At 59.0% G+C, this 13,793-nt stretch carries 13 protein-coding genes, 2 tRNA genes and 2 pseudogenes; 14 read left to right on the top strand and 3 right to left on the bottom strand.

Features of this window, described 5'->3' with window-relative positions:
- The first annotated feature begins 46 nt into the window (after nt 1-46).
- The 3 genes from mutY (at nt 47) to ACI2KS_RS18660 (ending at nt 1,561) form a co-directional block, all read left to right on the top strand.
- On the top strand, nt 47-1,114 hold the full coding sequence (mutY, locus tag ACI2KS_RS18670) for an A/G-specific adenine glycosylase (RefSeq protein WP_404622450.1): 1,068 nt from the start codon (nt 47-49) through the stop codon (nt 1,112-1,114).
- Complete coding sequence (locus ACI2KS_RS18665; RefSeq protein ID WP_404622449.1) at nt 1,111-1,383, top strand: oxidative damage protection protein; 273 nt, start codon at nt 1,111-1,113, stop codon at nt 1,381-1,383. Before mutY ends, ACI2KS_RS18665 begins: the two co-directional genes overlap by 4 nt.
- Nucleotides 1,384-1,485: 102 nt before the next feature.
- Nucleotides 1,486-1,561 (top strand) — tRNA-Phe (locus ACI2KS_RS18660).
- A gap of 102 nt (nt 1,562-1,663) precedes the next feature.
- On the opposite strand, the gene ACI2KS_RS18655 is transcribed toward ACI2KS_RS18660, so the two are convergent.
- Both ACI2KS_RS18655 and ACI2KS_RS18650 read right to left on the bottom strand, forming a co-directional pair.
- Nucleotides 1,664-1,855, bottom strand: coding sequence for a type II toxin-antitoxin system RelE/ParE family toxin (locus tag ACI2KS_RS18655; protein ID WP_404622515.1), 192 nt, complete (start codon nt 1,853-1,855; stop codon nt 1,664-1,666).
- Between the two features lie 90 nt (nt 1,856-1,945).
- On the bottom strand, nt 1,946-2,191 hold the full coding sequence (locus ACI2KS_RS18650) for a type II toxin-antitoxin system ParD family antitoxin (RefSeq protein ID WP_404622448.1): 246 nt from the start codon (nt 2,189-2,191) through the stop codon (nt 1,946-1,948).
- Nucleotides 2,192-2,376: 185 nt separating this feature from the next.
- Here ACI2KS_RS18650 and ACI2KS_RS18645 point away from each other — a divergent pair, with 185 nt between their 5' ends.
- From ACI2KS_RS18645 to ACI2KS_RS18635, 3 genes are all read left to right on the top strand, one after another.
- Nucleotides 2,377-2,667 carry a hypothetical protein gene (locus ACI2KS_RS18645; protein ID WP_404622447.1) on the top strand — a complete coding sequence of 97 codons (291 nt, stop codon included), beginning with the start codon at nt 2,377-2,379 and terminating at the stop codon, nt 2,665-2,667.
- Between the two features lie 64 nt (nt 2,668-2,731).
- Entirely contained in the window at nt 2,732-3,223 is a 492-nt protein-coding gene (locus tag ACI2KS_RS18640; RefSeq protein WP_404622446.1) for a hypothetical protein, read from the top strand.
- Nucleotides 3,224-3,314: 91 nt separating this feature from the next.
- Complete coding sequence (locus tag ACI2KS_RS18635) at nt 3,315-3,857, top strand: cytochrome b (RefSeq protein WP_404622445.1); 543 nt, start codon at nt 3,315-3,317, stop codon at nt 3,855-3,857.
- Nucleotides 3,858-4,157: 300 nt separating this feature from the next.
- On the opposite strand, the gene gabP is transcribed toward ACI2KS_RS18635, so the two are convergent.
- The gene (gabP, locus tag ACI2KS_RS18630) at nt 4,158-5,549 is read right to left on the bottom strand and encodes a GABA permease (RefSeq protein ID WP_404622444.1); all 1,392 of its coding nucleotides are present in this window, start codon (nt 5,547-5,549) and stop codon (nt 4,158-4,160) included.
- A 423-nt stretch (nt 5,550-5,972) separates the two neighbouring features.
- Here gabP and ACI2KS_RS18625 point away from each other — a divergent pair, with 423 nt between their 5' ends.
- From ACI2KS_RS18625 to ACI2KS_RS18590, 8 genes and pseudogenes are all read left to right on the top strand, one after another.
- Nucleotides 5,973-6,746, top strand: a complete 774-nt coding sequence (locus ACI2KS_RS18625) for an ABC transporter ATP-binding protein (RefSeq protein ID WP_404622443.1) — start codon at nt 5,973-5,975, stop codon at nt 6,744-6,746.
- 13 nt (nt 6,747-6,759) lie between these two features.
- Nucleotides 6,760-7,524, top strand: coding sequence for an ABC transporter substrate-binding protein (locus ACI2KS_RS18620; protein WP_404622442.1), 765 nt, complete (start codon nt 6,760-6,762; stop codon nt 7,522-7,524).
- A 67-nt stretch (nt 7,525-7,591) separates the two neighbouring features.
- Entirely contained in the window at nt 7,592-8,287 is a 696-nt protein-coding gene (locus ACI2KS_RS18615) for an ABC transporter permease (RefSeq protein WP_404622441.1), read from the top strand.
- A complete protein-coding gene (locus ACI2KS_RS18610) occupies nt 8,284-8,973 on the top strand; it encodes an ABC transporter permease (protein WP_404622440.1) in 690 nt (229 codons plus the stop codon). The genes ACI2KS_RS18615 and ACI2KS_RS18610 overlap by 4 nt, the downstream gene beginning before the upstream one ends.
- Nucleotides 8,974-9,036: 63 nt before the next feature.
- The gene (locus ACI2KS_RS18605) at nt 9,037-10,308 is read left to right on the top strand and encodes a methyltransferase (RefSeq protein WP_404622514.1); all 1,272 of its coding nucleotides are present in this window, start codon (nt 9,037-9,039) and stop codon (nt 10,306-10,308) included.
- Nucleotides 10,309-10,574: 266 nt separating this feature from the next.
- Nucleotides 10,575-10,650: transfer RNA gene (locus tag ACI2KS_RS18600), tRNA-Thr, on the top strand.
- A 1,699-nt stretch (nt 10,651-12,349) separates the two neighbouring features.
- Nucleotides 12,350-13,325 (top strand): annotated as a pseudogene (locus ACI2KS_RS18595) (integrase domain-containing protein).
- Nucleotides 13,322-13,597: pseudogene (locus ACI2KS_RS18590) on the top strand (hypothetical protein). Before ACI2KS_RS18595 ends, ACI2KS_RS18590 begins: the two co-directional pseudogenes overlap by 4 nt.
- Nucleotides 13,598-13,793 lie beyond the last annotated feature (196 nt).

The following is a 13,793-nucleotide window of genomic DNA, read 5'->3' as shown; positions in this document are numbered from 1 at the left end:
CGGGGGCGACCCCGTCAAACCCCTTTCCCTGAACCCCGGAACCACGATGCAACCTGAGCAGTTTTCCTCCGCCGTCCTCGACTGGTACGACCGTCACGGCCGGCACGATCTCCCTTGGCAACACGACATCACGCCCTATCGCGTCTGGGTGTCGGAAATCATGCTGCAGCAGACTCAGGTCAGCACCGTGCTGGGTTATTTCGACCGCTTCATGGAAGCCCTGCCGACCGTCCAGGCATTGGCCGATGCCCCGGAAGACGAAGTGCTGCACCTGTGGACCGGCCTTGGCTACTACACCCGCGCCCGCAACCTGCACAAAGCGGCGAAGATTGTCGTCGCCGACTATGCCGGCGAATTTCCTCGCGACGTTGAAAAGCTCATCGAACTGCCGGGTATCGGCCTGTCCACCGCTGGCGCAATTGCCAGCATCAGCATGGGCCTGCGCGCGCCGATCCTCGATGGCAACGTCAAACGTGTGCTGGCGCGTTTCACGGCCCAAGAGGGGTATCCGGGTGAGCCTAAGGTAGCGAAGCAGATGTGGGCGACCGCAGAGCGTTTCACGCCGCACAGCCGGGTCAATCACTACACTCAGGCGATGATGGACCTGGGCGCCACGCTCTGCACCCGCAGCAAGCCCAGTTGCCTGCTATGCCCGCTGGAGCGCGGTTGCGAGGCGCACATGCTGGGCCAGGAAACCCGCTATCCGATTCCCAAGCCGCGCAAGACCGTGCCGCAGAAACGCACGCTGATGCCTCTGTTCGCCAACCACGAGGGCGAGATTCTGCTTTATCGGCGTCCCTCCACCGGGTTGTGGGGCGGGCTGTGGAGCCTGCCGGAACTCGACGACTTCGACGACATGCAGCATCTGGCCGATCAGCACGCGCTGGAACTGGGCAAGCATCAGGCAATGCCAGGGCTGGTGCACACCTTCAGCCACTTTCAGCTGACCATCGAACCCTGGCTGGTGCGGGTCGAGGCCGGCGCCCATCACGTGGCCGAGGACGACTGGCTCTGGTATAACCTCGCCACCCCGCCGCGCCTGGGCCTCGCCGCCCCGGTGAAGAAACTGCTGAAAAACGCAGCCGACGTATTGAACGCAGGAGAATCGTCATGACCCGCACCGTAATGTGCCGCAAATACAAAGAACAACTGCCAGGCCTGGAGCGCCCACCCTACCCGGGCGCCAAGGGCGAAGACATCTACAACCACGTCTCGCAGAAAGCCTGGGCCGACTGGCAGAAACACCAGACGCTGCTGATCAACGAGCGCCGCCTGAACATGATGAACGCCGAAGACCGCAAATTCCTGCAGGCCGAGATGGACAAGTACCTGTCGGGCGAGGAATACGCCCAGGCCGAAGGCTACGTGCCGCCGTCCGAATAACCCTTTGCAGACGGTGTTAATCGTAAGCGGAGGAAATAATTCAAATTTTTTTCAACAACACGCTTGACGACCTCCTGAAAAACACGTCTAATGCGCCCCGTTGCCCAGATAGCTCAGTCGGTAGAGCAGGGGATTGAAAATCCCCGTGTCGGCGGTTCGATTCCGTCTCTGGGCACCAAAATACCGAAAACCCCCGCATCGAAAGATGCGGGGGTTTTTTATTGGGCCCGAGAAAAGCGGGGCTCGTCTCAGGGCCCTGTCAGTCGCGACGTGGCTGTAATCAAATGGAGCGCGGCACATCCATTCGATCGTGCAGAACGCGAATGATCGCTATGCCGTAGGCCGTGATGCGAAAGTAAACGATGTGTCGCTCAACGCTGCGACGACGATACCCGGACCGTATGTGATCGCACGCAGGTGCTGTTCGGGGTGACTGCGCCAACTCCGCGAAAGCCGTTGTCATACGGTCGATATAACGATCGGCCTACCCCTCATCCCACTCCTGCACGGTATAGGTCCAGATCGCTTCAAGGTCGCGCTCGGCGGCGGGAGTAAGACGGTATCAGCCATGCGCTCTCGACATCCTGCGCTTGAACTCCTCGGCATTGAACGCAAGAGGCTCCCCGCTTGCTTCACCTTCGATCAGCGCCTGGCGTATCGCTTCGATTTCGCTGCTTCGCGCTTGCTCACGGCGGATCAGGTCGCGAATGTATTCGCTGTCGTTGGTGTAGCCGCCTGCTTGAATTTGCGCTTTGATCCAGGTGTCTTGCTGGTCCGTCACTGTGATGGTCTTACGCACGGTTCCCATGGTAGAACCTCTGTTGGTAGGAGACAGCGCGCAGTTTGTCATACTTTTGATGCGCGACCGAACACGGCGTGGCGAGGGACAGAAAGGTTTTTCGGGTATCAATCCAGTGCATGCGACGTGGCTATTTTGCACCTCGAAGTCGCAGGGCTTTTTTATTGGGCGCAATTCATTACCATTGCAGGCCCATGCAAAAAACCAGCGAGCCCCGCCATGGCTTCCGCAAACAAGCAACACAAACGCGCGAAGCGCGCCTCTACGACATCGACTTCGCCAACTATGTCGAGATTCTCATGAGCACGCTGGGGGCTTACTGGATGTGGGCCCATGGCCTTGACGAACACGCTGCCAGAGCCCGCATCGACAACGAGGATTTCTTCGAGGCGTTTCGTGACGCACTTGGCGAAATCGAAGACGAAGCGGTGTTGCGCACCTACACGACCGCCGGCAACAAACCAGACGAACCCGCTCAAGACTGAATACAATGTGCGCCCGATAATTCCGGGCCATGAAAATGGCTGCACCGAAAAGGAAACTGCCTCCATGGCCTCTCCAGACAAACAGCAAAAACGCGCCCAACGAGCCAAAGCCAAGGCCAAGCAGAACCGTTCGGGCAAGGGCAAGCCCGCCGCCGTCCATCCGGTGCTCAATCATCCGTCCGTCAATGAGCCGTTCGATGACGTTTTCCTCGACCTGAGCAAATTCGACTTTAACGACATCATGGAGAACGGCTTCGAGCCCGCCGATTACGACGACCTGTTCCAGGCCATGAAAGCCGCCGAGTCCATCAGCCTGCTGGCGATGTGCGTGGTCTTCCTGCAATACCCGGTGCTGGAACTGGTCATCGCCGAGGAGGAAGAGGACCCGGCCACCGATTTCCTGATGGCCTTGCTAATCGTCTATCGCGGCATCTTCCATGACGAAGAGGAAGACGTCACCGTCGAGTGGCTGGGCAGCGATACGTTCCAGGATGCTTACAACGAGGCGTCGGACATCCTGCAGCGCAAAAACGCGCGCGACGCAGGCCGCCGGTAATACAGCGCTTTCGATTTGCATGACACCGGTCAAGACGGTAGCTTTGCGCCATCAAGAGAATGAAACTCTTTCTCAATAAAGGCTGACCGTTTTGACACACCTCCACTCCCCTTCGTCCGCGCCTGCAGCGCACGAAGCGAGCGCCTACTCCAAACCGCGAATTGTCCTGCATTGGTTGTCCGCCGCGGTGATCCTCTGGGCGACCTTCAGCGGCTTTGGCGTGGCGCTGCTGGATTCAAGTGACCCGTTTCGACAATGGGTCGAATCATTCAATCCACAGCTGACGAGCCTGTTCATCCCGTTCTTCGGCTGGCGACTGTGGCTGGCGATCAAGTCTTGGCCAAGCCACCTGCGCAGCACCCCCCAGGAACGCCTCGCCAACGTCGCCCACAAGGCGATCTACGCGGCGGCGTCAGGTGTGTTGATCACCGGCGTGTTGATGATGAGCCATCCGGTCACGCTGCTGGCGCTTGTGCCGCTACCTCAGCTGATTCATTCGAAAATGGCGCTACTGCAACTGCATGAGCTGCATCACGTGCTGTGCGCGATTCTGGCGGGATTGGTGGCGCTGCACCTGGCGGCAGTGGTGCTGCATTCGCTGCGTGGGAAGTCGGTATTGGGGAGGATGTTCTAGCCCTGAACTACCCGCTATCGCCGACGAGCCGACAAGTCAGAAAAGATGCGCCGTAAGCCTAAATCGCGAGCAAGCTCACTCCTACCGTTTTTTTGCAGGCCAGAAATCTGCGACGCTACCGATCCCCTGTAGCAGTCCGGCTTGAGTGTCAGCTCTGCGCACCAGCAATGGGCCTGTCCGAAGCAGGGGCAGAATCAGATTTCAGCCACGCCCTGCAAACGCTGGGGATAAAAAAACGGCCACCATCACCCCTGATGGCAGCCGCTCTCTTTAAGCTGACAAAGCCCGCTCAATCACCCATCAATTAAGCACAACCTTTCCTGCTTTCACCGCCTTGCGGCGATTCGAAACGATCAGCCCTGCCGCCACCACTAGAATGCTCAGCAGGCCGGTGGCGATGATTTCCATGCGGTGGCCTTCCTGGAACAGCATGATGGTCAGCACCGCGACGATGAACACGATTACAGCCCAGGTCAGGCCCGGGAACAGCCACATGCGGAAGTCGATCGACTCGCCGGCGGACTCGCGCTTGCGGCGCATGCGCAGTTGCGAGATGGCAATCACCAGGTACACCAGCAGCGCGATGGCGCCGGAGCTGGCGAGCAGGAAGTCGAACACCGCAGCCGGGGCGACGTAGTTGGCGAACACTGCTGCAAACGCTGCGGCGGTGGACAGCAACACGGCCCAGTAAGGAGTGCCGGCCTTGGTGGTGCGCTGGGAAACAGCCGGTGCGTCGCCACGTTTGCCCAAGGAGAAAAGCATGCGCGAGGCAGTGTAGAGCGCCGAGTTCAGGCAGCTGGTCACGGCGACCAGAACCACCAGATCGACGATCAGCTTGGCGTTGGGGATACCCATCAGATCGAGCACGGTCTGGTAGGAGCCCACTTCAGCCAGACGGCTGTCGTTCCAGGGCACCAGTGCGACCACCAGGAAGATCGAGACCAGATAGAACAGGCAGATCCGCCAGATCACCGAGTTGGTGGCCTTGGTGATTTGCTTGCCTGGATCTTTGGATTCCGCCGCGGCGATGGTGACGATCTCGGTACCCATGAACGAGAACATGGTGGTCAGCATGGCCGCCAGCACCGCACCCATGCCGTTAGGCAGGAAGCCCTGAGTGTCGTACAGATGGCTGACGCCGCTGACCTGGCTGTTGGGCAGCAGGCCGAACATTGCCGCAACACCCAGGATCACGAAACCAATGATCGCCAGCACCTTGATCAAGGCGAACCAGAACTCGAACTCGCCGTAGTTCTTGACGCTGAACAGGTTGGTCGCGGTCAGCAGCAAGGTGATGATCAGCGTGAATGCCCAGATCGCCACGTTGGGGAACCAGGCATGAAGGATGGTGGCGGCAGCGTTGGCCTCCAGCGGAATGACCAGCACCCAGAACCACCAGTACAGCCACCCGATGGTGAACCCGGCCCAGTGACCGATCGCACGGTCGGCGTAGGTGGAGAAAGAACCGGTATCGGGCGAGGCGACGGCCATCTCGGCCAGCATGCGCATCACCAACACCACCAGCGTACCGGCGGCAGCGTAGGCCATCAGAACCGCAGGGCCGGCTTCGGCGATGGCGTGGCCGGAGCCGACGAACAGGCCGGCACCGATCACACCTGCAATCGACAGCATGGTGATATGCCGCGACTTGAGCCCCTGATTGAGGTTTGAAGAATTTGGGGTACTGCTCATGGAAGCAACCTTTAGGATTTTTTATACGGATCAGGGCAGGTTTTGGCTTTTCGTAAAAAGATCAGAACGGCCCTGTTATTTATTTTTTACGCAAGAAGTACGCCAAAATAATGCAAAAGCGACGTCGTGCGTGGATACGACCGTTGCAGAGGCGTTCGGTAAGTGCCTGAGAGAAATAGCATTTAGCCATTTCTGTAAGGAGGTGTTACCGAGCGCAACAGGATAGAGACGTTTGCTCGCACCGAAAATACACACAGGCGACGCAATGGCACCAAATCAGCGCACTTTGGCGACCTTTGATCGCACAGATGGCCGAAACACCCTTCCCCACGGCGTTTAAAGCTGGCACCATCGCGCCCTTTTTGCGCAGGCGCTGGCCCACGGCTCCGCGTGATGCGCAACCCGAACACATGAGGACCGCACATGGCCGAGGCCACGCCCGCCCTGGAAATCCGCAACCTGCACAAACGCTACGATCAGCTGGAGGTGCTCAAGGGCATCTCGCTGACTGCGCGCGAAGGCGACGTGATTTCAATTCTGGGCTCATCCGGCTCGGGCAAATCCACGCTGCTGCGTTGCATCAACCTGCTGGAAAATCCGCACAAGGGTGAAATCCTCGTGGCCGGTGAAGCGCTCAAACTCAAAACCACGCGCAAGGGAGAACTGATCGCCGCCGACAACCGTCAGATCAACCGCTTGCGCAGCGAGATCGGATTCGTCTTTCAGAACTTCAACCTGTGGCCGCACATGACCGTGCTCGATAACCTTACCGAGGCGCCGCGCCGGGTACTGGGGCAAAGCAAGGCCGAAGCGATCGAGGTCGCCGAGGCGCTGTTGGCCAAGGTCGGGATTGCCGATAAACGCCACGTGTATCCTGCGCAGCTGTCGGGCGGCCAACAACAGCGCGCGGCCATCGCACGAACACTGGCGATGCAACCTAAAGTCATTCTGTTCGATGAGCCGACTTCCGCGCTGGACCCAGAGATGGTGCAAGAAGTGCTTAATGTCATTCGTGGTCTGGCAGAAGAAGGCCGGACCATGCTGATGGTCACTCATGAAATGAATTTCGCCCGGCAGGTGTCCAGTGAAGTGGTCTTCCTGCATCAAGGGCTGGTAGAAGAACAAGGATCGCCGCAGCAGGTCTTCGATGACCCGCAATCGGCACGCTGCAAACAATTCATGTCCAGCAATCGCTAACGGAGCAACATCGATGCAGACCCTGAAACATTTCCTGCTGGCCGCTGTTGCCACACTGGCAGTGACCACCGGCGCCTTTGCTGCCGACACCCTGAAAATGGGCATCGAAGGTGCGTACCCGCCTTTCAACAACAAGGATGCCAGCGGCCAGGTGGTGGGCTTCGACGTCGAAATCGGCCACGCCCTGTGCGCCAAGATGAAAGTCACCTGCGAAACCGTCACCTCCGACTGGGACGGCATCATCCCGGCCCTCAACGCGCAGAAGTTCGACTTCATCATCTCGTCGATGTCGATCACTGAAGAACGCAAGCAGGCAGTGGACTTCACCAACCCGTACTACTCCAACAAGCTGCAGTTCATCGCACCGAAATCGACCAACCTGAGCGGCGACGCTGCAGCCATCAAGCAAGTCCTGAACGGCAAGTCCATTGGCGCACAGCGTGCGACCCTGTCCGGCACCTGGCTGGAAGACAACTGGGGCGACGACGTCACCGTCAAGCTCTACGACTCCCAGGAAAACGCCTTTCTGGACCTGACCTCCGGCCGTCTCGACGCGGTGCTTGGCGACAAATACGCCAGCTACGAGTGGCTGAAAAGCGAAGCCGGCAAGAACTATGAATTCAAAGGCGAGCCGATGTTTGGCGACGACAAGATCGGCATCGCCGTGCGCAAGGACGACCCGCTGCGCGAGAAGCTCAACGCCGCGCTGAAGGAAATCATCGAAGACGGCACCTACAAGAAGATCAACGACAAGTACTTCCCGTTCAGCATCCTCTGACCCGCCTGACCGACGCCGCCGCTTGCAGACCTGGGCGGCGGCGTCCTTCATCTGACCAAGCAAAGCCATGAACCTCGACCTCCACGGATTCGGCCCGGCACTGGCTGCCGGTGTGCTGATGACCATCCAACTGGCGTTGTCCGCCCTGTGCCTGGGGCTGATCCTCGGCCTGCTCGGCGCGCTGGCGAAAACCTCGCCCAGGCCTGCCCTGCAATGGCTGGGCGGCACCTATTCGACCCTGGTGCGCGGCATCCCGGAATTGCTCTGGGTGTTGCTGATCTACTTCGGCACGGTCAACGCCATGCGCGCCATTGGCCAGCTTTTCGGCCTGCCCAATCTTTCGCTCAGCGCCTTTGCCGCCGGGGTGATCGCCTTGGGCCTGTGCTTCGGTGCCTACGCCACGGAGGTGTTTCGCGGCGCCATCCTGTCGATCCCCAAGGGCCATCGCGAAGCCGGGCTGGCGCTGGGCATGTCGCGCTCACGGATCTTCATCAAGCTGGTGATGCCGCAGATGTGGCGCATCGCCCTGCCGGGCTTGGGCAACCTGTTCATGATCCTGATGAAGGACACCGCACTGGTCTCGGTGATCGGCCTGGAAGAAGTCATGCGCCATGCGCAGATCGCCGTGACCGACACCAAACAACCGTTCACCTTTTATATGGTCGCCGCCTTGCTGTATCTGGGCATGACCGCGTTGTCGATGATCGGCCTGGCATGGCTGGAACGGCGCGCATCGACAGGATTCGTGAGGAGCGCTTCATGAGCTGGGAGTTTGCCCTCAAATGGCTGCCCAAATTGCTGCAGGGTGCGACGCTGACCCTGGAGCTGGTGGCCATCGCCGTGTTCGCCGGCCTGATGCTGGCGATTCCCCTGGGCATTGCCCGGGCATCGCGCAACGCCTATGTGCGCGCCCTGCCCTACGCCTACATCTTCTTCTTTCGCGGCACGCCGTTGCTGGTCCAGCTGTTCCTGGTCTATTACGGTCTGGCGCAGTTCGACCTCATCACCAAAGGCCCGCTGTGGCCTTACTTGCGCGAGCCGTTTTTCTGCGCGGCGCTGACCATGACTCTGCACACCACCGCCTACATCGCCGAGATCCTGCGCGGGGCGATCCAGGCCGTACCACCGGGTGAAATCGAGGCCGCTCGCGCACTGGGCATGTCCAGAGGCAAGGCGCTGCTCTACATCATCCTGCCCCGCGCTGCGCGTATCGGCCTGCCGGCATACAGCAACGAAGTCATCCTCATGCTCAAGGCCAGCGCCCTGGCCAGCACCGTGACCCTGCTCGACATCACCGGCGTGGCCCGCACCATCAACGCCCGTACCTACATGCCGGAACAGAGCTTTTTTCTGGCCGGGATGATCTACCTGCTGATGTCGTTCGTGCTGGTGCAAGGCTTCAAACTGCTGGAGCGGTACCTGCGTGTGGATGCCAGTCAGGGGCGATAGACGACGCCGGACTTGCTCCGGCCACGCCTCCCTGCAGGCGTGAGCTTGCTCGCGATTCACCGTATGCTGCAGCGCATACCCCAACTGCCGTACCCCCCGATGCCTCTACACGCCGCCGCACTCCAAGACCGCTTCCTCGCGCTCGACGCCTTCCTGCTCGCGCACCAGGACCTGTGGCGGCCAAAACCCTTCACCCAGCGCCATCTGCCTTGGGAAGCGCAAAACCCGCTGCTCTCCATCTGGCTGCGGCAACGCTCGCTGGAACAAGCCGAAGCCGCTCACAACCATCCTGAACAGCTCCAGGCGCCGGAGCCCTTCGCCCAACTCGCCCGGCAATCCACAACCCTGAGTGACGTCGGCCGCCTGCCCAGCCACCCGCTCACTGCCATCTCCCCACGCATGAGCGTCGACGTGCCCGGCCGCAAGTGGCAACAGATAGAAGCGTTCGCCAGCAGCCTGAGCTTTGAGCACAGCCCGACTCACTGGCTGGATTGGTGCGCCGGCAAAGGCCACCTCGGTCGCCGCCTCGCCCACGATGGACAAGCGCTGACCTGCCTCGAACACGATGCAGCATTGGTAGACACGGGGCGCCAGCTCAGCGACAAACTCGGCATCCGGGCCGCTCATCTGCAGCAAGACGTCATGGCCGACGACATCGCCGCAAGGCTGCAAGCCCATCACACCCCGGTGGCCCTGCACGCCTGCGGCGACCTCCACGTGCGCCTCATGCAGGTGGCCAGCGCCGCCCAGTGCCAACACATGGCCATCGCCCCGTGCTGCTACAACCGCATCGCCAGCGACCACTACCAAGCGCTGTCGAACCCAGGCCGGGCGTCCGCCCTCACACTGTCCCTCGACGACCTCGGCCTGCCGCTCAGCGAAACCGTCACCGCCGGCGCCCGCGTGCGTCGCCAGCGCGACACCTCCATGGCCCGCCGCCTGGCCTTCGACCTGCTGCAACGACAACTGCGCGGCCTCGACGACTACCTGCCGACCCCCTCGCTGCCCAGCGCCTGGCTCGACAAACCCTTCGCCGACTACTGCCGCGACCTCGCCGAACTCAAACAACTGCCCGCCCCCGGCCACCAGGATTGGCCATCACTGGAAGCCGCTGGCTGGCAACGCCTGGCCCAGGTGCGCAACCTCGAACTGCTGCGCAACCTCTTCCGCCGCCCCCTCGAACTCTGGCTCATCCTCGACCGCGCCCTCTACCTGCAACAACGCGGATACAGCGTAAGCTTCGGCACCTTCTGCGACAGCCACATCACCCCACGCAACCTGCTCATCCTGGGTGAACGAAAACGTTCCACTTCGAGCGTCCTGCCCTGTGGATAACTCTGTTGACGAAATTCCCGACAACGCCCAGAAACCCTGCCTCGCAAACGATTTCCCGAATTGATCACTTTTTGTACAGGTGTTAAATTTCCGAAAAAACAGTAGCTTGCGAACGAATGAGAAGAGTTCCGCAAAATCGACATTGCGCCGCGCACCGAGTCGACAATTGTGAATAACGCTAATCGCTGACGGACATAAGCCCTGCAAAAAAACTTCAATTAGGGCTTTACTCGGCAAATCAAATCCCTATAATCAGCGCCCATCACGCCGGTATAGCTCAGTTGGTAGAGCAACTGACTTGTAATCAGTAGGTCCCGGGTTCGACTCCTGGTGCCGGCACCAAGACTTAACAAAAAAGGCTCACCGAAAGGTGGGCCTTTTTTGTTTGCGTTGTCTGCAGCCGCCGATCATCCCACCCCGGTCTGACGCCGCCAATCGTGTGGGGGCAAGGCTTGCCCGCGGAGAGGCCCCTGCGCGTCACCGCCACGCCTCGATCCATCCACAAATCCAAGGCAAAAAAAATCCGCCTCGGTAAGGAGACGGATTTTCTCGACAACAGCGGTTAGTAGCCTCTGTTGCCCCAGCTCATTGGGCACGACAACAGCCGCCAAGTTAGCGCCCACACAAGCACATGTCAATATTGACGGCATAGGGATGCAAATATCCCCAATAGCATGCTAGTTGAAACAAAAACTTACATAAGACACAACTAGTAACTCAACATAGAAGCACTACGGACGGGGAGGCGCTACCATCGCCGCGCTCACCTGAAGTCGACCATGACGTGAACAGGTTAAAGCATAGATTTCAGCCCCTCTACCACGGGCTAGTAATCCGTGCCGGATTCCGCGTAGCGGGTCATCAACCTGGCCATCTCATTGGGTACGACAACAGGTATCCGAAGGCGTGCATGTTCCGGTAAGCACGCTGGAGGCTTGGCCGCTCTGATCGGAGGCCAAGGTATGTGGAAAGTATTTCTACGCATACTGAGCTTTCTGTGGGCTGCCTCCCGTGCGATACATGCATGGGAGCTCCTGCGGGACAGCATTGACGAACTGCTGTAACTAAGTGTCAGGCTTGCTCTTGATATCTATTGAGGGCAAGCTTTTTGAAGATGCCAATTAAACAAAACTAAACGACATCATCTCAAATGAACAAACTACCGGCCCTTCCTGTCATCGAAATCATCAAAACTGGTAAGACATTCAAGGTGGACTGGGATTATCAAACGGCGCCTGAGAGCAGAGTTCTCGGCGATCGCGAACCGTACTTGCGCCCCTACATAGATGGCGTGATGAGTGCGCTAGACATTCCCCTTAAATCCATCCGATGCGCTTCTGGCAGCACTGGAACCGTGGTCAAGCTCGACGAAGCTACTGCTCGGAAATTAGCCAAATTTAGAAGATTTGCTTTTCCCAATCGTTTCGCGCGAGCACAAGCGCCTGAAACGAGAAGCCAAGCTACCGCCTCACCTACGCGCCGAAGCCCACCAATGTGGATGAGTAAACTTCGGCTGCGGCAACCCCCTTTCTGGCTGCCCAGCAGCAACCTATTCATTTGGCGAAATTCCCTGCGCTACCCGTTGACCGTCTCTTGCTCCGGAAAGAGACGGGCGCTCCTACTATTGCTGCAGCCAATATAGAACGTGGCCTTGCCGCAATCCTCCTCGTGACAATCGGCGTGACAAACACCGAAGTCACCAGCAACAGCGACGTAGATGATGGTGCCGCAGACCAAGGATTGGACTGCACCTGGCTGACAGCCAGGCATGCCCCTGTCATCACATAGCTGCCTTCACCCGACTCAGGATCTCGCGGCGCTGGTTTCGTCAGCCAACGCAGCCTCCACCCGCCCACCGGTAACGGTGCTCAGGAGGCCAGATCATGAGATGCCCATGCTCCCGGACGTAAGGAGCCGCAAGTCCCGCGTAGTGGACATTCTCCACAGGTCGCAGGGGCCTTGATCCCTGATAACACTCAACATTCTTGGCGGGATGACGTGGGGAAAGTTTCAAAGATTTGGCTTCGACAGGAGTTTGATCATGGCATTGGTAGGTAGACGGGATAGGCGCAATTTTGGCTATGGACGGCAACTGAGTTATGCGGGCCGCAAGCGCTGAAAGATCTGTTTGGCGGTGGGCATTACGGGACGGTCAAAGCGCACAGTGATCGCTGGCAGGCGTTTGTTCGGTGGTGTCGGTCGGAGGATGGACCAGGATTTAACGATGCGCAGTAGATTGATCGGCAGACCTTACTGGATTACGCAGGACACTTACGCCAGCAGGGTGCACAAGGAGCTATCGGCATCGCGACCGCGCAAAACCGATTGTCCAGCGTGAACCTAACCATGGCCGCGCTTCGCGGTGATCAGTCCGTGAAAGTACCGAGCCCAAGCAAGGCGTTGGAAATGCAGCGGGCCAGTGTTCGTCGCTCAGTGCCGCAAGGCCAAGACCGCGAACAGGTGAAGCGAATCATCGACGCGCTCTGCGAACAGAATCCCCATGCCGCAGCCGTTATCCAGTTGGCACGTGCCACTGGCATGCGATTGCGCGAGGCGATTCTGGCCGACATACCACGCCTCATGCGCGAAGCCAAACATTACGGCAAGATCAATATCCAGGATGGCACCAAGGGGGCCGCTCAGGTGCCTCGGCACCTCGCTAGATCAGGGCGGATGATCATATTCGCGAGGCGCTGAGATTCGCCGAACAGGTCTCACCCGACGATAGCCGCAACCTACTTGCACCGAACGGAAGCTACCTCGATTTCCAACGGGGAATCGCCCGTCCTGCACGGGACATCCTCCATCAGTACAACCTCAAAGGCTTCCACGAATTGCCGGTAGCCTATGCGTGCAAACGCTATGAGCAAATCACCCACCATCCCGCCCCCATCAACGGTGGCCATTGCTATCAGCTCGACCGACGTCTCGATCAGGAAGCCCGAGTACAAATCAGCTATGAGCTGGGACACAACCGTATCGTCGTGGTGGCCGCTTACATTGGTGGTCGGGTATGAGCAAGGTATTCGATATGGAACTATTCCTGTCAGGCGTCCTAACCGGATCGCACACCACGCGCCAACGCCACCTGCGCCAGGCGAAGGCCATTCAAACAGCGGTCGCTGAGCACTGGCAACGCGCCAACCCATAGACTTGGCAGAGAAAACACCTTGCGTGATTTTTGAATCACCACCTAAACCAGAACACTCAATCGACGTGCTATTACTATTTGCTGACCATGCGATTAGTCACTCGTCGCTTGGGGAAATCTTGGCAGTTCAACTTCTAAACGAAGGTCGGAAAACGGCCATGTCCTGACATTCGTAGCAGGCATAAAACCTCCTGCGTGACTTGCTTCGGTTGCAGATTCCTGCCCTGAGAAATGGCGAGCGTCCCTCCTGTATGAGTTTGGTGCATGCTAGACTCAGTGACACCATGAAGAAGCACCTTTTAGGAGTAACCGATGTTGATCGTAACCGCTTACT

It is taken from the genome of Pseudomonas sp. NPDC087358, assembly GCF_044900785.1.
Classification (GTDB): Bacteria; Pseudomonadota; Gammaproteobacteria; order Pseudomonadales; family Pseudomonadaceae; genus Aquipseudomonas.
Note: the sequence above shows the minus strand (reverse complement) of the source record. Positions and strands in the feature narration are given on the sequence as shown.

Coding starts and splice junctions, on each gene's coding strand:
- mutY (WP_404622450.1), top strand. CDS start 47: ATGCAACCTGAGCAGTTTTCCTCCGCCGTCCTCGACTGGTACGACCGT.
- gabP (WP_404622444.1), bottom strand. CDS start 5,549: ATGAGCAGTACCCCAAATTCTTCAAACCTCAATCAGGGGCTCAAGTCG.
- ACI2KS_RS18665 (WP_404622449.1), top strand. CDS start 1,111: ATGACCCGCACCGTAATGTGCCGCAAATACAAAGAACAACTGCCAGGC.
- ACI2KS_RS18615 (WP_404622441.1), top strand. CDS start 7,592: ATGAACCTCGACCTCCACGGATTCGGCCCGGCACTGGCTGCCGGTGTG.
- ACI2KS_RS18605 (WP_404622514.1), top strand. CDS start 9,037: ATGCTGCAGCGCATACCCCAACTGCCGTACCCCCCGATGCCTCTACAC.
- ACI2KS_RS18625 (WP_404622443.1), top strand. CDS start 5,973: ATGGCCGAGGCCACGCCCGCCCTGGAAATCCGCAACCTGCACAAACGC.
- ACI2KS_RS18620 (WP_404622442.1), top strand. CDS start 6,760: ATGCAGACCCTGAAACATTTCCTGCTGGCCGCTGTTGCCACACTGGCA.
- ACI2KS_RS18610 (WP_404622440.1), top strand. CDS start 8,284: ATGAGCTGGGAGTTTGCCCTCAAATGGCTGCCCAAATTGCTGCAGGGT.
- ACI2KS_RS18640 (WP_404622446.1), top strand. CDS start 2,732: ATGGCCTCTCCAGACAAACAGCAAAAACGCGCCCAACGAGCCAAAGCC.
- ACI2KS_RS18645 (WP_404622447.1), top strand. CDS start 2,377: ATGCAAAAAACCAGCGAGCCCCGCCATGGCTTCCGCAAACAAGCAACA.
- ACI2KS_RS18650 (WP_404622448.1), bottom strand. CDS start 2,191: ATGGGAACCGTGCGTAAGACCATCACAGTGACGGACCAGCAAGACACC.